This is a genomic window from Micromonospora sp. NPDC049081, from assembly GCF_040648835.1.
Classification (GTDB): domain Bacteria; phylum Actinomycetota; class Actinomycetes; order Mycobacteriales; family Micromonosporaceae; genus Micromonospora; species Micromonospora antibiotica.
In genome coordinates, this window is sequence record NZ_JBEZEK010000001.1 from 861,716 (window position 1) to 878,482 (window position 16,767).

Genomic DNA, 16,767 nt, shown 5'->3' on the forward strand with positions numbered 1-16,767 from the left:
CTTGTCTCAGGGGACGGAGCAGCGGCGCGGAACGTGACACGCCAAGATCACTGAAGCCAGTAGATCATGGCGTAGAGCCCGATCCACACGACGTCGACGAAGTGCCAGTAGTACGACACGACGATCGCCGACGTGGCCTGGGCCGGGGTGAAGCGGCCCATGGTCGTGCGGATCATGAAGATGATGAAGGCGATGAGACCGCCGGTCACGTGCAGGCCGTGGAAGCCGGTGGTCAGGTAGAACATCGACCCGTAACCGTCTTCGTTGATCTTCACGCCCTCGTGCACCAGGGTCAGGTACTCGTTCGCCTGGCCGAGCACGAAGATCAGGCCCATCACGAAGGTGAGCGTGAACCAGCGCCGCAGGGCGTGGACGTCACCCTTCTCGGCCGCGAAGACACCGAGCTGGCAGGTCACCGAGGACAGCACCAGGATCACCGTGAAGGTGGTCGCATAGGGGATGTTGAGTACCTCGGTGTGCTTCTCCCACTGCTCCGGCGCCGCCGCACGGATCGAGAAGTACATCGCGAACAGCGCCGCGAAGAACATGAGTTCGCTGGAGAGCCACACGATCGTCCCGACGCTGACCATGTTGGGCCGCGTCAGAGAGTGGATCCGGCTCTTGTCAATGGCTGGGGCCGCAGTCACGCGGTCATTATTGCCCTTGACCGGGGCGGGCGATCAGCGGGGGGCCAAACCCGGGTGAGGGATGGCCCGATCGTGGCGGTCCGGTTCGCCTGGCCTAGCCTGAAAAGCGTGCTGCACGTCGATTCGATCTTCGCCGCCACCTCGACGGCCCCGCCCACCGGCCTCGCGGCGGGCGGCGTCGAGGTACCGCCGCCGTTCGACATCACCCGGGTCTTCACCGAGACCCGGCTGGACAGCTGGCTCGCCCTGGGCCTGGTCCTCGCCGCCGGCCTCTACCTCTACGGGGTCCACCGGCTCCGGCTGCGCGGCGACCGCTGGCCGGTGGTACGTACCGTCTGCTTCCTCGGGCCGGGCCTGGGCGGCATCGCCGCGGTCACGGTCAGCGGCCTGCACGCCTACGACACCGCCCTGCTCTCGGTGCACATGGTGCAGCACATGGTGCTGTCGATGGTCTCCCCGATCTTCCTGGCCCTGGGCGCACCGATCACCCTGGCGCTGCGCACCCTGCCGGTCGGCCCGCGCAAACGGCTGCTGGCGGTGGTGCACAGCCGGATCGCCCGGATCTACAGCTTCCCGCTGGTGGCGTTCGCCATCTTCGTGGTCAACCCGTTCGCGCTCTACTTCACCGACCTGTACCGCTACACCCTCGAACACGCCTGGGCGCACGAGCTGGTGCACGCGCACTTCATCATGACCGGCTGCGTGTTCTTCTGGCCGCTGCTCGGGCTGGACCCGTTGCCCGGCCGCTGGCCGTACCCGGCGCGGGCGCTGCTGATGCTGCTGTCGGTGCCGTTCCACACCGTGCTCGGGCTCACCATCATGCAGAGCACCACCCTGTTCGGCGGCGACTGGTACCCGTCGCTCAACCTGGCCTGGTCCGACCCGTGGAACGACCAGGTGGTCGCCGGCGGCGTCCTGTGGGCCGGCGGGGAATTCGTCAGCGTGACGATGCTCGCGGTGCTGGTGGTGCAGTGGGTGAAGCAGTCCGAGCGGGAGGCCCGCCGGGTCGATCGCGAGCTGGACCGGCAGGAGGCCCGCGACCGCGCCGCCGAGGCCGCCGCCACCCCGGCCGCGGCCCCCGGAACCCCATCCTGAGCTGCCGCGACACCCGGTCGGCCCAGGGTCGGCAGGCGGGATGTCGGGTACGCCACACCGCCCGGTACGATCAACGGCAGCAACGAGGAGTACAGCCCATGAGTGAGCGCAGCGAGCGAGTCAGGCTCAGTGCGACGGTGCCTCATCACGGCACGGAGCGAAGCGGAGTGTCGGCATGAGCGAGCGTCTCTGCACCGTCCTGCTCTACAGCGACGACGCGCAGGTCCGGGACCGGATGCGGCTGGCCGTCGGCACCCGTCCCGCCCCCGGGATCACGATCGAGTTCGTCGAGGCGTCCGACTACTTCGGCTGCGTCCGGCTGGTCGACGACTATGAGATCGACCTGATGCTGCTCGACGGCGAGGCCAGCCCCGGCGGCGGCATCGGCATCGCCCGCCAGATCAAGGACGACCGGGAAGACGCCCCGCCCACCTGCGTGGTCATCGCCCGGGCCGCCGACCGATGGCTCGCCTCCTACGCGCAGGTCGACGGCGTGCTGATGCACCCGCTCGACCCGGTGACCACCGGCACCACGGTCGCCGAGCTGCTGCGTACGCACGCCGCCGCCTGACTCAGCAGCACACGGCGGCGCCCAGGCGCCCGGGGTGACGGGCGCACCCGTCCACCCGCACCCCACGCCCGCTCGGGAGGCCCATCATGGGCGAACGGACCTGGCCGCACCTGCTCAACGCGCTGCTGCGCGGCGACGAGCTGTCCACCGCCGACACCACCTGGGCGATGAACGAGATCATGGCCGGTGCCGCCGGCCCGGCGCAGATCGCCGGCTTCGCGGTCGCCCTGCGCGCCAAGGGTGAGACCCCGGCCGAACTGGCCGGCCTGGTCGAGGCGATGCTCGACAACTCGGTGCCGGTGACCCTGCCGGAGGAGCTGCGGCGCACCGCGGTCGACGTGGTGGGCACCGGGGGTGACCTCGCCCACACGGTCAACATCTCGACCATGACCGCACTGGTGGTGGCCGGTGCCGGCATACCGGTGGTCAAGCACGGCAACCGGGCCGCCTCGTCGCTGTGCGGCACCGCCGACCTGCTGGAGTTCTTCGGCCTACCGCTGGATCTGGGCCCCGAGCAGGTGGCCCGGTGCGTGACCGAGGCCGGCATCGGCTTCTGCTTCGCGCCCCGGTTCCACCCCGGGTACCGGCACGCCGGCCCGGTCCGCCGGGAGATCGGCGTGCCGACCGCGTTCAACTTCCTCGGCCCGCTGACCAACCCGGCCCGGCCGCACGCCGGCGCGGTCGGCTGCTTCGACGCCCGGATGGCCGCCGTGATGGCCGAGGTCTTCGCCCGTCGGGGCGACTCGGTGATCGTGATGCGCGGCGAGGACGGCCTGGACGAGTTCACCACCGCCGCGCCGACCCGGGTCTGGGTGGCCCAGCAGGGCACCGTCCGGGAGGCCGTGCTGGACGCGGCCGACCTCGGGGTACCCCGGGCCACCCTGGCCGACCTGCGGGGCGGTGACGCCGCGCACAACGCCGCCGTGGCCCACCGGCTGCTGGCCGGCGAGACCGGTCCGGTCCGCGACGCCGTCCTGGTCAACGCGGCCGTCGCGCTCGCCACCCAGACTCCGCTGGACGGTGACCTCACCGAGGCGGTACGCGCCGGCATGGCCCGGGCGGCCGAGTCCGTCGACTCGGGGGCGGCGGCGGCCGTCCTGGACCGCTGGGTCGACGTCGCCCGTTCCCTCTGACCCACCGTTCAGCGCGGCCCGCTCTGACCCGCCGCTCTGCCCGGGCTGCTCTGACCCACCGTTCAGCCCGGCCCGCTCCCCCGGGCCGAGCGGTGTGCCGGACATGGGCTGGCGGGGCTGGCGGGGAAGTGTCGGAGGGGCGTGGGAAACTACATGGGAGTAATTTTCCGTTTCCGGTGATGGCGGCGATGTCCATCGGCGGGTTCCGGAACGAGAGGAGACGCCCGTGTCGGACCGCGAGCTCTACTGCGACACCTGCGAGGGCGTTCAGCCGTTCGAGATGCCGCCATGCACCGACGGCCACGGTGCCGACTGCCCCGAGCTGCTCTGCACCGGCTGCGGCACGGCGGTGCTGATCGCCACCTTCGCCTTCCAGCCCGCCCGCCTGGCCGACCGTCGCCGCCGCCCGTCAGCCGGCCGTCACGCGGCCTGACCTCTGCCGGCCGCCACGCGGCCCGACCCCTACCGGCCGCCACGCGGCCCGACCCCTACCGGGCACCGCCGGTTCCCTGGTCCTGTCGGGAGATCCGGCCTGCTCAGTTGCGTGGCAGGATCACCGGATGCTCCGACTCACGGATTTCATCATCGACTGCCCGGACACGATGAGGCTGGCGGCCTTCTACGCCGCGGTGACGGGTCGCCCGGTCAGGGAGGGCAGTGACGGGGACTGGGCCGGCATCCGGTTCGGCGAGATCGAGTTGGCCTTCATCAGGGTGACGGATTACCGCGCCCCGCAGTGGCCCGACGGCGAGCATCCCAAACAGTTCCACCTCGACTTCGAGGTCGATGACATCGAGACCGAGCAGGCTCGCGTCCTGGCCCTCGGCGCGACCCTGGCGCAGGATTTCCTCGGCCCCGAAGGCTACGGATGGCGGGTCTACACCGACCCGGTCGGTCACCCCTTCTGCCTCTGCCGCAACAAGGGTGTCACCTGGACCGACCAGGGACCCGTCTGGCCCGAGCCGGCCTGATCCACCCAGCCGGCCTGATCCACCCAGGCCGAGCCGAAACAGCGGCATCAGCCCGCCGGGGACACCGCGACTTCGGCCCCCTGGAGTCGATCACCCGCCCAACGACGACAGGCCCGCCTCCCGGGTGGGCAGGCGGGCCTGTCGGATGGCTCTCCGGGCGCTGACGCGGCGAACGGGGCTCGCCGCGAGCAGGCCGGTGGGTCAGTGCTCGGCGGTGCGACGGGTGCCGGAGTAGTACTCGAAGAGCAGGCCGCAGGCGGTGACGATGACCAGCACCAGACCAAGGCCGAGCAGCCAGAACTGCCAGAACACCAGGCCCAGGCCGGCGACCGCGGCGGCCAGCGCGAGGCCGAACGGCCAGTAGCTGCCGGGGCTGAAGAAGCCGATCTCGCCCGCGCCGTCGGCGATCTCGCCGTCCGGCCGGTCCTCCGGGCGCAGGTCGATACGGCGGGAGACGAACCAGAAGAAGCCGCCGCACATCGCGCAGAGCAGGAAGGACAGCAGCAGGGCCACCGTGCCGACCCACTCGACCTGACCGCCGGAGTCGCCGTACGTCCAGGCGCCGTAGAGGATCGTCGCGCCGAGGAGGAACCCGGCGATGATGAGGAAGATGCGCCACTCGGTCTTCATGCCGGATACCTCAGTTTCCCGCGCCCGCGGACGCGTCGTCCGGGTTGAAGTTGTCCTTCGTCCGCCGGGTGTCGAACGGCTGGGTGGTCTTCGCGTACGGGTCCTGGCCGATGGCGGTGAGCGCCTCCTGCGTCGACTTGCCGTCCCGCTTGGCCGCCAGGAACTGGTCGTACGCCTCCGGGGAGACCACCCGCAGCTCGAAGTTCATGAAGGCGTGGTAGCTGCCGCACAGCTCGGCGCAGCGGCCCACGTACGCCCCCTCGGACTCCAGCTTGGAGACCTCGAACACGTTACGGATCTTGCCGGGCATCACGTCGCGCTTGAACAGCAGCTCCGGCACCCAGAAGGAGTGGATGACGTCGCGGCTGGTCTCCTCGAACCGGATGGACCGGTTGGTCGGCAGCACCAGCACCGGGATGACCTCGCTGGTGCCCAGCACCGACGCCACGGTGTTGGCCTCGGTGCCCTGGCCGTCGCGGTAGTTGAACTGCCAGTTCCACTTGAAGGCGACGACCTCGACGGTGACGTCGGGGTTCTTGGTCGTCCGCACCACGTCGGTCTGGACCACTGCCGTGTAGTAGAAGAGCACCGACACGATCAGGATCGGCGCGATGGTGTAGAGGAACTCCATCGGCAGGTTGTAGCGGGTCTGCACCGGCAGCTCGTTGCCGCGCTTGCGGTAGCGCACCACGCACCAGAAGATCAGGCCCCAGACGAAGACACCGACCGCCAGGGCGGCGATGCAGGAGGCGATCCACAGGTCGTACATCCGGTGCGATTCGGGGGTGATGCCGCCCTGCGGCCAGCCGAAGCCGTCGACCGAGCGGCCGACGTCACACCCGGTGAGCAGAACCAGCAGCGCAGCTCCGCCGAGACCGAGCCCGGCGAGCCGGCCAGCACCACGCCGCCGACGCTCACCGGCTCCGGGGGAAGCGCTGTGCCGTACGGCCGACGGCCGTACCTCCGAACTCCTTGCGACCACCTGGTCCTGCCTCCCTAGCGCGCCGCGGTGGGGCTTTCCATCAGCACCGACGGCAAAGGCGTCACCGACGGTCGCAGATTACTCGACCATGGCGGGCTCGACCGTCTTGGGGTCGCTGTCCGACCCCATCGGGGGGATCGTGGCCATCCCGACGCGATAGCGTCGTCAGCCGTGAGTGCCCACCCGGTCTACCTGGACGCGGCCACTGCCGCGCCGCTGCACCCGGTCGCCCGGCAGGCGTTGCTGGCGACCCTCGACGACGGCTGGGCCGACCCCGCCCGCCTCTACAGCCGGGCCCGCCGGGCCGCCCAACTCCTCGACGCCGCCCGCGAGGCCACCGCCGGCACCCTCGGCGTCCGCCCCGACGAGGTCTCCTTCACCCCCAGCGGTACGCACGCCGCGCACTCCGCCGTGCTCGGCGGCCTGGCCGGTCGGCAGCGCACCGGCGACACGCTTGTCCACTCGGCGATCGAACACTCGGCGGTGCTGCACGCCGCGCAGCGGCACGTGGCGGCCGGTGGGGCCGCGACCTCCGTACCGGTGGACCGGCTCGGCCGGCTCGACCTGACCGCCTGGTCGGCGGCGGTGCGCTCCCCCGGGGTGGCGCTGGCGACGCTGATCGGGGCCAGTCACGAGGTGGGCACCGTGCAGCCGGTCACCGGGGCCGCCGACGCCTGCGCCACCGTCGGGGTGCCGCTGCACGTCGATGCGGCCCAGCTCGTCGGCCGGGTGCCGGTGCCGGACGGGTGGTCGGTGCTGACCGCCAGCGCGCACAAGTGGGGCGGCCCACCCGGCGTCGGGCTGCTCGTGGTCCGCAAGGGCACCCGCTGGGAATCGCCGTGGCCGGCCGACGAGCGGGAGTTCGGACGTACCCCCGGGGTGGTGAACCTGCCGGCGGTGGTGGCGGCGGCGGCGAGCCTGCGCGCTGCGGCGGCCGACGCGGCGGCCGAGGCGGCCCGGCTGACCCCGCTGGTGGACCTGATCCGGGCCCGGGTCGCCGCCGAGGTGCCGGACGTGGAGGTCGTCGGCGACCCCGTCGACCGGCTCCCCCACCTGGTCACCTTCTCCTGCCTGTACGTCGACGGCGAGGTGCTGCTGCACGCGTTGGACCGGCGCGGCTTCGCCGTCTCCTCCGGCTCCTCCTGCACCTCCTCGACGCTGCGCCCGTCGCACGTGCTGGAGGCGATGGGGGTGCTGTCGCACGGCAACGTCCGGGTCTCGCTGCACCGGGAGACCACCGAGGCCGACGTCCAGCGGTTCCTCGCCGAACTGCCCGGGATCGTCGCCGAGCTGCGCGCCGACGCCGGCGTGGTGGGCCTGTGACCACCCCGCCCGGCCCGGACAGCCCCCCGCCCGGCCCGGACATCCCTCCGACCGGCGCGGGCGACGACGGGGCAGGGCCAACCGGGGCGGGCGACGACGGGGCGGGGCCGGTCGAGGTGCTGGACTGTCGGGGGCAGCGCTGCCCGCTGCCGGTGATCGCGCTGGCCCGCCGGCTGCCTGAGCTGCCCGTCGGCGCGGTGCTGCGGGTCCTCGCCGACGACCCGGCCGCCGCCGTGGACATCCCCGCCTGGTGCCGGATGCGCGCCCAGCAGTTCGTCACCGCCATCTCCGACGGCCCTGGTTACGAGGTACGCCGCACCCACTGACCCACCCCGCTCCGCCCACTCCCGCTCCACCCCAACCCACTCCACCCCAACCCACCCCGCCCCACCCTGCCCTGCCCCACCCTGCTCCGCTCCGTCGATCATGGAGTTATGGTGGACGATCTGCGGCATTAATGCCGTTTCGAAGGCACCACAACTCCATGATCGACAGGGGTGGTGGTGTCGATCCAGATCAGGCGGAGGCGGCGGCCGGTGCGGGTGAAGAGCCGCAACGCGCTCTCGGCGGTGGCGAAGTGCCCGGTCGACGTTCTCCCGTCGTGGCGCAGCAGGGCGCCGTCCGGGAATGCCACGCCCCAGGCGAAGACCCCGCCGTCGAGGCGGTCGCCGTACTCCTCGCAGAGCGCGAACCGGCGTGGGGCGAACTCGTTCGCCAGGTCGACGAGCATCAGGTGGAACTCCTCGGGCGTGCCGAGCGGTGCGGGGTCAGGCATGACCACCTCCAAGAGTTGTTGCTATACGTATAGCTCCCATGGTTGCTCTTTGGAAGACTCGACGGCATGATGTTCTCGTCGGTACACAGTGGTGGAGGCGATACATGGGCAGGCGGACAGATCCCTCGGCGCTGCGCTGGCTGATCGGTGCCGAGCTGGGTCGGTATCGCCGCGAGGCACCGATGACGCTGACCGAGCTGTCGGCCAGCACCGGCATCGGCAAGCCGAAGCTCGGTCACATGGAGACCGGCCGTTACCAGCAGTTTCCCGAGGACATCGCGGCCGTGCTCCGCGCCTGCGGGGCCGACCAGCCCGCGATCGACCGGCTGACCACGCTGGCCGGCCGCTCCGACGCCAAGACCTGGTGGGCACCCTGGGCCGCGGTGATGCCGGACTGGTTCAAGACGTACGTCGGGCTGGAAGGGCTGGCCGACGGGGCGTTCGTGTTCGAGTCGATGGTCATCCCCGGCCTGCTCCAGACCGAGGAGTACGCCCAGGCGCTGACCCTGGGCACCGGATTCGTCCGCCCCGACCACGCCGAACGCTTCGTGTCCTTCCGGCAGACCCGGGCCCGGCGGCTCACCGACGACGACCCGCTCACCCTGCACGCGGTGATCGGCGAGGCGGCGCTGCGGCTACGGGTCAACGGCGACGAGACCCGGCGGGCACAGCTCCGGCACCTGGCCACCATGTCCGAGCTGCCGAACGTCACCGTGCAGGTGCTCCGCCCCGAGGACGGCCCGCACGCCGCGACGCCACTGGGCAAGTTCGTCCTGCTGGATTTCGCCAACGTGCGCCCGATCGCCTACACCGAGGTGCTCGACGGGGCGATGTACGTGCAGGACCCCGACGGGGTACGCACCTATAGCATGGTGGCAGACAACCTGCGCCAGGTCGCCCTCTCGCCCGCCGAGTCGCGCGCGTTGATCAGGGAGTTGGCCGGCGCGGCCTAGCGCCCCTCGGAGGCCACCGTGCGCACCCCCGACCTCGCCACCGCCCGTTGGTTCACCAGCAGCCGCAGCGCCAACAACGGCGACTGCGTCGAGTGCGCCGTGCTGCCTGACCGGATGGCGGTGCGGGACAGCAAGGACCCGTCCGGCCCGGTACTGATCTTTCCCGCCCGCCAGTGGTCGGCGTTCGTCGCCGCCACCCCGGCCCGCTCCCCCGGTCAGGCCGGCTGACCTCGCCCGGAGCAAGGCGGGCGGCCTTAACGAAATCAGCCGCCAACCCCAACAGCCGCCCGCCAGGTGCCCAGACCGGGACAGGGACAGCCGGGCCCAGACCGGGATCGGGACAGCCAGGTGCGCAGACCGGGATCGGGACAGCCAGTCGGTCGAGATCAGGTGAGGTAACGCAGGAGCGCCGGGAGCGGATCGATCGCGATGGCGGTGTCGACCACCAGCCGGGGGCCGATCAACGGTTCGTACTCCGCGCCACGCTGCCGGGTCTGCTCCCAGGTCGGAGCGTGCGGGTCGGCGGCGTGCCGGGCATCGACCCGGCGACGCAGCTCCGCCTCGTCACCGCAGTGCACCTCGATCAGCCGCAGTGGCACCCCGGACCGCGCGGCCAGGTCGAGCCAGAGCCCTCGCGCGCCGGCCACCGGGTTCGCCGCGTCGACCACCACGCCGGTGCCCAGCCCGAGCTGCACCTCGGCCAGCCCGGCCAACGCGTCGTAGCCGGCCAGGCCCGTGCCGGGGCCGGTCAGCCCGTGCCGGGCCAGTGCCCGCTCGATCGGGTCGACAGGCAGCACCGGGGCACCCAGGGCCACGCCGACCTGCCGGGCGATGGTGCTCTTACCCACCCCCGGCAGACCGGCGAAGACGACCAGGAGCTGCGTCACGGCACCAGGTGTGGCCGGACGTCCTGGGCGGCGGCGTCCCCGTACGACTCGGCCAGCCGCTTGACGAACACGTCGCGGCGCACGTCGTACTCCTGGGTGCCGACGGTCTCCAGGACCAGGGCGGCCAGCAGCGAACCGACCTGGGCGGCACGTTCCAGGCCGAGGCCCCAGGACAGGGCGGCGAAGAAACCGGCCCGGAAGCCGTCACCGACGCCGGTGGGGTCGACGGCCCGCGCGTCCCGGACGATCGGCACCCGCAACGACTCCCCGTCCCGGGTGGCGATCTCCACGCCGTCCTTGCCGAGGGTGGTGACCCGGACCTTCACCCGTTCCAGGAGCTGGGCGTCGGTGAGGCCGGCCTTGCTCTGCAGCAGCGACTTCTCGTACTCGTTGGTCATCAGGTACTCGGCGCCGTCGATCAGTGCGACCACGTCGTCGCCGTCCATCCGGGCGAGCTGCTGCGACGGGTCGGCGACGAAGGCGTAGCCGCGGTCCCGGCACTCGGCCGAGTGCCGGATCATCGCCTCCGGGTCGTTCGCGCTGACCAGGACCAGGTCGAGGCCGCCGAGCCGGTCCGCGACGGGGCCCAGCTCGATGTTGCGGGCCTCGCTCATCGCACCGGCATAGAACGAGGCGATCTGGCACATGTCGGTGTCGGTGGTGCAGACGAAACGGGCGGTGTGCGCCACCTCGCTGACGTGCACCGAGTCGCAGTCCACGCCGTGCCGCTCCAGCCAGGAACGGTAGTCGGCGAAGTCGGCACCCACCGCGCCGAGCAGGATCGGGCTCAGCCCGAGCTGCCCCATGCCGAAGGCGATGTTGGCGGCCACCCCGCCCCGGCGCAACACCAGGTCGTCCACCAGGAAGGAGAGCGACACCTTGTGCAACTGGTCGGCGATGAGCTGGTCGGCGAAGCGACCCGGGAAGCTCATCAGGTGGTCGGTCGCGATCGAGCCGGTCACGGCGATCTTCATGTCAACCCTCGGGGTCGGGAGCACGGCGCGGGTCAGCCTACCGGTCGCGCGCGAACGACGGTCGACGGTCGGACGGGCACCGGCCACCACCTGCTCATCCGCCCGCCACACGCCGGCCAACCCCATGCCACCGAGCACGTCGGCACGAGCAGCCCGGCCACCGCGACCGGCACCGCCTCGGCATCGGAACCGGGCAGCCACGTCGGCGGGCTCACCACCGGTGGGCTCGGCTACACCGACAGCGCGCCCGGAGAGGTTGCCGGACACACGACGGGGCCGCCCCGTGGTGGGGCGGCCCCGTCGACGGCGACGGTCGCGACTCAGCTGAACGAGTCGCCGCAGGCGCAGGAGCTGCCCGCGTTGGGGTTGTCGATGGTGAAGCCCTGGGCGTCGATCCGGTCGGCGAAGTCGATGGTCGCCCCGGACAGGTAGGGGGCGCTCATCCGGTCGACGACGACGCCGACACCGTCGAAGTCGGTGACGACGTCACCGTCGAGCGAACGCTCGTCGAAGAAGAGCTGGTACCGCAGGCCGGAGCAGCCACCCGGCTGCACCGCGACCCGGAGCCGCAGGTCGTCGCGGCCTTCCTGCTCGATCAGGGCCTTGACCTTCTGCGCCGCGACGTCGGTGAGGACGACGGAAGTAGGGGCCTGGGCCTCGGTCGAGTCGGTCTGCGCTGGCGTGGTCACGTGGAAATCTCCCTGCGCGGTATGGGTCCGGACACCCTGGTCAACAGCACGCGTCGCCCAGTGATTCCCGGTTTGGTCCAGCTTCGATGGTACGCCGCCCCGGCCGACCCCACCCGGCCGGCGTGATCGCCGCTCCAGGCCACCCGCACCACCCCCACCCGCCCGCGCCCACCCGGCGCACGTGTGAGTCGGTCGTACCCCGGTGTCCGGCCCACCCCGGTGGTCCGGTCAGCGGCTCCACTGGCGGGCCAGTCGGGCACCGAGCGCCCGCAGCCCCTCGGCGGGCCGGCCCATCGCCGCCGCCACCCCGCCGCGTTCCTCACCACCGAAGTGGTCCACCAGGCTGTACGCCTCGGTCACCCCGGCGGAGGCGGCCTCCCGCCGGCCGGTGCTCACCCGACCCGCCAGCACGACGCAGGGCACCCCCCGGTCGCGGGCCGCCCCGGCCACCCCGGCGACCACCTTGCCGCGCAGCGACTGGTGGTCGAACGATCCCTCCCCGGTGATCACCAGATCGCAGTCGTCCAGCGCGGCTTCCAGCCCGATCGCCCGGCTGACCAGGTCGATGCCGGATTCGCAGCGCCCGCCGAGGGCCAGGATCGCCGCGCCGAGGCCACCGGCCGCGCCGCCACCGGGCAGCGTGCCCAGGCCGGGCGGGCAGCCGGGCAGGTCCCGTTCCAGCACCGCCGCCCACCGCTCCAGTGCGGCGTCGAGCAGCAACACGTCGGCCCGGTCGGCGCCCTTCTGCGGACCGTAGACGTTGCTCGCGCCGTGCAGGCCGAGCAGCGGGTTGTCCACGTCGGTGGCGGCGACCAGGGTCACCCCGCGCAGTCGGGGGACGCCGTCGAGGGCGGCGACGGCGGTCAGCGCCGCACCGCCGTACGGCAGGGCCCGGCCGGCGTCGTCGAGCGGGGTCGCGCCGAGCGCGGTGAACAGGCCGGCCCCGCCGTCGTTGGTGCCGGAGCCGCCCAGCCCGATCACCACCGTCCGGGCCCCGTGCTCCACGGCGGCGGCGACCAGCGCGCCGAGGCCGTACGAGGTGGCGGCCTTCGGGTCCCGCTCGGCGGCGGCCAGCAGGTGCAGCCCGCAGGCCTGGGCACTCTCCAGGTAGCCGACACCGTCGGCGGTGAGCAGGATCTCACCGGTGACGGGCCGGCCCAGCGGGTCGACCGTGGGGACCGGCAACCGCCGCCCGTCAAGGGCGTCGGCGAGCACCGTGACGAAGCCCGGCCCGCCGTCGGCGAGGGGACGGATGAGCAGCTCGCCGGCGTCGTCCACCTCGCGCCAGCCGGCGGCGACGGCGGCCGCCACCTCGGGCGCTTCCAGGGTGCCGGCGAACTTGTCGGGACAGAGCAGCACACGCATGCCCAGAGTGTGGCAGGCCACATCGGCGCGGGGGCAGTGTGGCAGCCCACACCGGCAGCGGTCGTGCGAACGCCCCGTTGTGGGACCATGAGGACGTGACTTCGACCTGGGTGGAACCCTCCAACACGGCGACCGCGCTGCTGCTCCTCGGCCGCGGCAGCGACCCCGCCACCGAGCGTGGCGTGGAGTGTCCGGGAGACCTGCCGGCGCCGAGCGACCCGGACCTGGTGGCCCGGGCGGCGGCGGCGAAGGCCGCGCTGGGCACGAAGGTGTTCGTTCTCGGCCACCACTACCAGCGCGACGAGGTGATCCAGTTCGCCGACGTCACCGGCGACTCGTTCAAGCTGGCCCGGGAGGCGGCGGCCCGCCCCGACGCGGAGTACATCGTCTTCTGCGGCGTGCACTTCATGGCCGAGAGCGCGGACATCCTCACCACCGACGCGCAGCGGGTGATCCTGCCCGACCTGGCGGCCGGTTGCTCGATGGCCGACATGGCGGTGCTGTCGCAGGTCGAGCGGGCCTGGGAGGTGCTGACCGACCTGGGCGTCGCGGCGGACACCGTCCCGGTGACGTACATGAACTCCTCGGCGGACATCAAGGGCTTCGTCGGCCGCAACGGTGGTGTGGTCTGCACCTCGTCGAACGCCAAGCGGGCGCTGGACTGGGCGTACGCGCAGGGTTCGAAGGTGCTGTTCCTGCCCGACCAGCACCTGGGCCGCAACACGGCGGTGCTGGAGATGGGCTACTCGCTCGACGACTGCGTGCTCTACGACCCGCACAAGCCGAACGGTGGGCTCACCGCCGAGCAACTGCGCGACGCCAAGATGATCCTGTGGCGCGGGCACTGCTCGGTGCACGGCCGGTTCACCCTGGACAGCGTGCAGGACGTCCGGGCCCGGGTGCCCGGGGTCAACGTGCTGGTGCACCCGGAGTGCCGGCACGAGGTGGTCACCGCCGCCGACCAGGTCGGTTCGACGGAGTACATCATCAAGGCGATCGAGGCGGCACCGGCCGGCTCGGCGTGGGCGGTCGGCACCGAGCTGAACCTGGTCCGCCGGCTGGCGCTGGCCCACCCCGACAAGCAGATCATGTTCCTGGACAAGGCGGTCTGCTACTGCTCCACGATGAACCGGATCGACCTGCCGCACCTGGTCTGGGCGTTGGAGGAGCTGGTCGCCGGCCGGGTGGTCAACCAGATCACCGTCGACGCGGACACCGCGCACCACGCCCGGGTGGCGCTGGACCAGATGCTCGCGCTGCCGGGTGCCGACACCCCGCCGCCCGCCGCAACCTGATCACCTACGGTCACCGCCGAGGTACGGGAACGTACCGGATTCGCCGGTTCGTTCCGTAACCCGTGCGGTGACCGATTCCTATTTCGTCACGGAGGGCTATGCTGCCGGGGCGACGTACCACGGGGACCGTTTTGAGCCGGCCCCGTCCCGGGTAGCTGGACAGCTCGTACCGGACAGCTGGACAGCATGCCCCATCATCGACTCACCCCGCACCACCCGACACGCGCTGGAGGTTTGCGTTGACGGACGACGTCCTGGTCGTACACGGAGGTACCCCGCTCGAAGGGCGGATCCGCGTGCGCGGCGCGAAGAACCTGGTCTCCAAGGCGATGGTCGCGGCCCTGCTGGGCGACTCGCCCAGCCGGCTGTTCGACGTCCCCAAGATCCGTGACGTCGAGGTGGTCCGCGGGCTGCTCGGCCTGCACGGGGTGAAGGTGACCGACGGCACCGAGGACGGCGAGCTGGTCTTCGACCCGTCCAACGTCGAGAGCGCCAGCACCGACCAGATCAACGTGCACGCCGGGTCCAGCCGGATCCCGATCCTGTTCTGCGGCCCGCTGCTGCACCGGCTCGGCCACGCGTTCATCCCCGACCTGGGCGGCTGCCACATCGGCCCCCGCCCGATCGACTTCCACCTCCAGGCGCTGCGCGAGTTCGGCGCGACGGTGGAGAAGACCCCCGAGGGTCTGCACCTGTCCGCACCCAACGGGCTGCACGGCACGAAGTTCGCCCTGCCGTACCCGAGCGTCGGCGCGACCGAGCAGGTGCTGCTGACCGCGGTGATGGCCGAGGGCGTCACCGAGCTGCGTAACGCCGCCGTCGAGCCCGAGATCATCGACCTGATCTGCATCCTGCAGAAGATGGGCGCGATCATCAAGGTGCACACCGACCGGGTGATCGAGATCCAGGGTGTCAAGCGGCTGCACGGCTACAGCCACCGGCCGATCCCGGACCGGATCGAGGCGGCGAGCTGGGCGGCGGCGGCGCTGGCCACCCGGGGTCACGTCGAGGTGCTCGGCGCGCAGCAGGCCGACATGATGACCTTCCTCAACATCTTCCGCTCCGTCGGCGGCGAGTACGAGGTCACCGACGCCCGGCCGCCGAAGCTCAGCGACCCGGGCCAGGAGGGCGGCATCCGGTTCTGGCACCCCGGCGGTGAGCTGAACGCGGTGGCGCTGGAGACCGACGTGCACCCCGGCTTCATGACCGACTGGCAGCAGCCCCTCGTCGTGGCGCTGACCCAGGCCCGGGGCCTGTCGATCGTCCACGAGACGGTCTACGAGCAGCGGCTGGGCTACACCGAGGCGCTGAACACGATGGGCGCCAACATCCAGGTCTACCGGGACTGCCTCGGCGGTACCCCGTGCCGGTTCGGCCGACGCAACTTCAAGCACTCCGCGGTGATCGCCGGCCCGAGCAAGCTGCACGCCGCCGACCTGGTCATCCCGGACCTGCGGGCCGGGTTCAGCCACCTGATCGCGGCACTCGCCGCCGAGGGCACCTCCCGGGTGTACGGCGTCGACCTGATCAACCGGGGCTACGAGGACTTCGAGGCCAAGCTGGCCAGCCTCGGCGCGCACGTAGAACGGCCGTAACCGACCGTCCCCCCGGCGGCCCCGACCGCCACCCGACGGCCCCCGTGGGCCCGTTCGACCCGCTCCACCGAGCGCCCGGTGCACCCGTGATGTGCACCGGGCGCCGTCGGGTGGCTACCCTTCACCTCGTGCCGTCGCTGTTTCGCCGCAAGTCCGCCGACTCCGACTCCTCCGCCACCGCCACGGTGGTGACCGAGGAGCCATCCGCCGCACGCCCCCGGGGCTACACCCCGAGCAAGAAGGAACTGGGCGTCGAGACCCCGAAACGGCCGGTCGCCGGCCGCCGGCCGGCCGGTCCGACCCGGCCGCTGACCAAGGAGGAAGCCCGGGAGCAGCGCCGCAAGGCGCGCACCGAGGCGGCCGCCGAGTTCCGCCGCGAGGGCGGCCCCCGGGACCGGGGGCCGGAGCGGCTGCTGGCCCGCAACGTCGTCGACTCGCGGCGGACGATCGGCACCTGGTTCTTCGGTGGCGCGTTGATCGTGCTGATCGGGTCGAACGCCGCGATGCCGCAGGCGATCCGGCTCGCCTCCAACGTCGTGTGGGGGGCGCTCGCGCTCGGCGTGGTGATCGACTCGGTGCTGATCTCCCGCCGGATCAAGAAGCTGGTGCGGGAGCGCCACCCCAACAGCGGTGAGCGGATGGGTTCGCTCTACCTCTACGCGATCATGCGGTCGATCACCTTCCGCCGGATGCGCGCCCCGGCACCCCGGGTGAACATCGGCGACCCGATCTGACCGACGTCACCCGACGGCCCCGCCCCGGTGGCGGGGCCGTCGTCGTGTCCGGTAGCCGTCGTCGCGTCCGGCGGCCGTCGTCGCGTCCGGTAGCCGTGGTCGTGTCCGGTAGCCGTCGTCGCGTCCGGTGCTCGGGACGGCGGGCGGG

20 protein-coding genes are annotated in these 16,767 nt (G+C 71.9%); 12 read left to right on the forward strand and 8 right to left on the reverse strand.

The window, feature by feature from the left end:
• Nucleotides 1-47: 47 nt before the first annotated feature.
• Nucleotides 48-647 carry a heme-copper oxidase subunit III gene (locus AB0B63_RS03260; RefSeq protein WP_067314692.1) on the reverse strand — a complete coding sequence of 200 codons (600 nt, stop codon included), beginning with the start codon at nucleotides 645-647 and terminating at the stop codon, nucleotides 48-50.
• Nucleotides 648-773: 126 nt separating this feature from the next.
• Between AB0B63_RS03260 and AB0B63_RS03265 the strand changes: the two genes are divergently transcribed.
• The 5 genes from AB0B63_RS03265 (at nucleotide 774) to AB0B63_RS03285 (ending at nucleotide 4,417) form a co-directional block, all read left to right on the forward strand.
• Nucleotides 774-1,742 carry a cytochrome c oxidase assembly protein gene (locus tag AB0B63_RS03265; RefSeq protein ID WP_357014411.1) on the forward strand — a complete coding sequence of 323 codons (969 nt, stop codon included), beginning with the start codon at nucleotides 774-776 and terminating at the stop codon, nucleotides 1,740-1,742.
• Nucleotides 1,743-1,917: 175 nt separating this feature from the next.
• On the forward strand, nucleotides 1,918-2,313 hold the full coding sequence (locus AB0B63_RS03270) for a hypothetical protein (RefSeq protein ID WP_208568721.1): 396 nt from the start codon (nucleotides 1,918-1,920) through the stop codon (nucleotides 2,311-2,313).
• Nucleotides 2,314-2,399: 86 nt separating this feature from the next.
• Entirely contained in the window at nucleotides 2,400-3,446 is a 1,047-nt protein-coding gene (trpD, locus tag AB0B63_RS03275) for an anthranilate phosphoribosyltransferase (RefSeq protein WP_357014211.1), read from the forward strand.
• Between the two features lie 226 nt (nucleotides 3,447-3,672).
• Nucleotides 3,673-3,879: a hypothetical protein gene (locus tag AB0B63_RS03280; RefSeq protein ID WP_357014213.1), complete on the forward strand. Its 207-nt coding sequence runs from the start codon at nucleotides 3,673-3,675 to the stop codon at nucleotides 3,877-3,879.
• Nucleotides 3,880-4,006: 127 nt separating this feature from the next.
• On the forward strand, nucleotides 4,007-4,417 hold the full coding sequence (locus tag AB0B63_RS03285; RefSeq protein ID WP_357014215.1) for a VOC family protein: 411 nt from the start codon (nucleotides 4,007-4,009) through the stop codon (nucleotides 4,415-4,417).
• A gap of 201 nt (nucleotides 4,418-4,618) precedes the next feature.
• On the opposite strand, the gene AB0B63_RS03290 is transcribed toward AB0B63_RS03285, so the two are convergent.
• Both AB0B63_RS03290 and coxB read right to left on the reverse strand, forming a co-directional pair.
• On the reverse strand, nucleotides 4,619-5,047 hold the full coding sequence (locus tag AB0B63_RS03290) for a cytochrome c oxidase subunit 4 (RefSeq protein WP_208568725.1): 429 nt from the start codon (nucleotides 5,045-5,047) through the stop codon (nucleotides 4,619-4,621).
• 10 nt (nucleotides 5,048-5,057) lie between these two features.
• Nucleotides 5,058-6,029 carry a cytochrome c oxidase subunit II gene (gene coxB / locus AB0B63_RS03295; RefSeq protein WP_357014217.1) on the reverse strand — a complete coding sequence of 324 codons (972 nt, stop codon included), beginning with the start codon at nucleotides 6,027-6,029 and terminating at the stop codon, nucleotides 5,058-5,060.
• A gap of 171 nt (nucleotides 6,030-6,200) precedes the next feature.
• Here coxB and AB0B63_RS03300 point away from each other — a divergent pair, with 171 nt between their 5' ends.
• Nucleotides 6,201-7,352, forward strand: coding sequence for an aminotransferase class V-fold PLP-dependent enzyme (locus AB0B63_RS03300; RefSeq protein WP_357014219.1), 1,152 nt, complete (start codon nucleotides 6,201-6,203; stop codon nucleotides 7,350-7,352).
• Nucleotides 7,353-7,468: 116 nt separating this feature from the next.
• Nucleotides 7,469-7,678: a sulfurtransferase TusA family protein gene (locus AB0B63_RS03305; RefSeq protein ID WP_357014413.1), complete on the forward strand. Its 210-nt coding sequence runs from the start codon at nucleotides 7,469-7,471 to the stop codon at nucleotides 7,676-7,678.
• Nucleotides 7,679-7,806: 128 nt separating this feature from the next.
• On the opposite strand, the gene AB0B63_RS03310 is transcribed toward AB0B63_RS03305, so the two are convergent.
• Entirely contained in the window at nucleotides 7,807-8,127 is a 321-nt protein-coding gene (locus AB0B63_RS03310; RefSeq protein WP_357014221.1) for a hypothetical protein, read from the reverse strand.
• A gap of 104 nt (nucleotides 8,128-8,231) precedes the next feature.
• Between AB0B63_RS03310 and AB0B63_RS03315 the strand changes: the two genes are divergently transcribed.
• Both AB0B63_RS03315 and AB0B63_RS03320 read left to right on the forward strand, forming a co-directional pair.
• Nucleotides 8,232-9,080, forward strand: coding sequence for a helix-turn-helix transcriptional regulator (locus AB0B63_RS03315; protein WP_208568729.1), 849 nt, complete (start codon nucleotides 8,232-8,234; stop codon nucleotides 9,078-9,080).
• Between the two features lie 18 nt (nucleotides 9,081-9,098).
• Nucleotides 9,099-9,308: a DUF397 domain-containing protein gene (locus AB0B63_RS03320; protein WP_357014224.1), complete on the forward strand. Its 210-nt coding sequence runs from the start codon at nucleotides 9,099-9,101 to the stop codon at nucleotides 9,306-9,308.
• Nucleotides 9,309-9,466: 158 nt separating this feature from the next.
• On the opposite strand, the gene AB0B63_RS03325 is transcribed toward AB0B63_RS03320, so the two are convergent.
• From AB0B63_RS03325 to AB0B63_RS03340, 4 genes are all read right to left on the reverse strand, one after another.
• Nucleotides 9,467-9,967 (reverse strand): ATP-binding protein, encoded by a 501-nt coding sequence (locus tag AB0B63_RS03325; protein ID WP_357014226.1) that lies wholly within the window; start codon nucleotides 9,965-9,967, stop codon nucleotides 9,467-9,469.
• Nucleotides 9,964-10,941, reverse strand: coding sequence for a carbohydrate kinase family protein (locus AB0B63_RS03330; protein ID WP_208568732.1), 978 nt, complete (start codon nucleotides 10,939-10,941; stop codon nucleotides 9,964-9,966). The genes AB0B63_RS03325 and AB0B63_RS03330 overlap by 4 nt, the downstream gene beginning before the upstream one ends.
• A 320-nt stretch (nucleotides 10,942-11,261) precedes the next feature.
• Nucleotides 11,262-11,630, reverse strand: coding sequence for an iron-sulfur cluster insertion protein ErpA (gene erpA, locus AB0B63_RS03335; RefSeq protein WP_091237771.1), 369 nt, complete (start codon nucleotides 11,628-11,630; stop codon nucleotides 11,262-11,264).
• Nucleotides 11,631-11,858: 228 nt separating this feature from the next.
• Nucleotides 11,859-12,995 carry a glycerate kinase gene (locus AB0B63_RS03340; protein WP_357014229.1) on the reverse strand — a complete coding sequence of 379 codons (1,137 nt, stop codon included), beginning with the start codon at nucleotides 12,993-12,995 and terminating at the stop codon, nucleotides 11,859-11,861.
• A 95-nt stretch (nucleotides 12,996-13,090) separates the two neighbouring features.
• On the opposite strand from AB0B63_RS03340, the gene nadA reads away from it, so the two are divergent.
• The 3 genes from nadA to AB0B63_RS03355 all read left to right on the forward strand — a co-directional run bounded on the left by nadA (nucleotide 13,091) and on the right by AB0B63_RS03355 (nucleotide 16,619).
• Nucleotides 13,091-14,290, forward strand: coding sequence for a quinolinate synthase NadA (gene nadA, locus AB0B63_RS03345; protein ID WP_357014231.1), 1,200 nt, complete (start codon nucleotides 13,091-13,093; stop codon nucleotides 14,288-14,290).
• A gap of 239 nt (nucleotides 14,291-14,529) precedes the next feature.
• Complete coding sequence (gene murA / locus AB0B63_RS03350) at nucleotides 14,530-15,885, forward strand: UDP-N-acetylglucosamine 1-carboxyvinyltransferase (protein ID WP_208568735.1); 1,356 nt, start codon at nucleotides 14,530-14,532, stop codon at nucleotides 15,883-15,885.
• Nucleotides 15,886-15,974: 89 nt separating this feature from the next.
• A complete protein-coding gene (locus AB0B63_RS03355; RefSeq protein WP_357014233.1) occupies nucleotides 15,975-16,619 on the forward strand; it encodes a DUF3043 domain-containing protein in 645 nt (214 codons plus the stop codon).
• Nucleotides 16,620-16,767 lie beyond the last annotated feature (148 nt).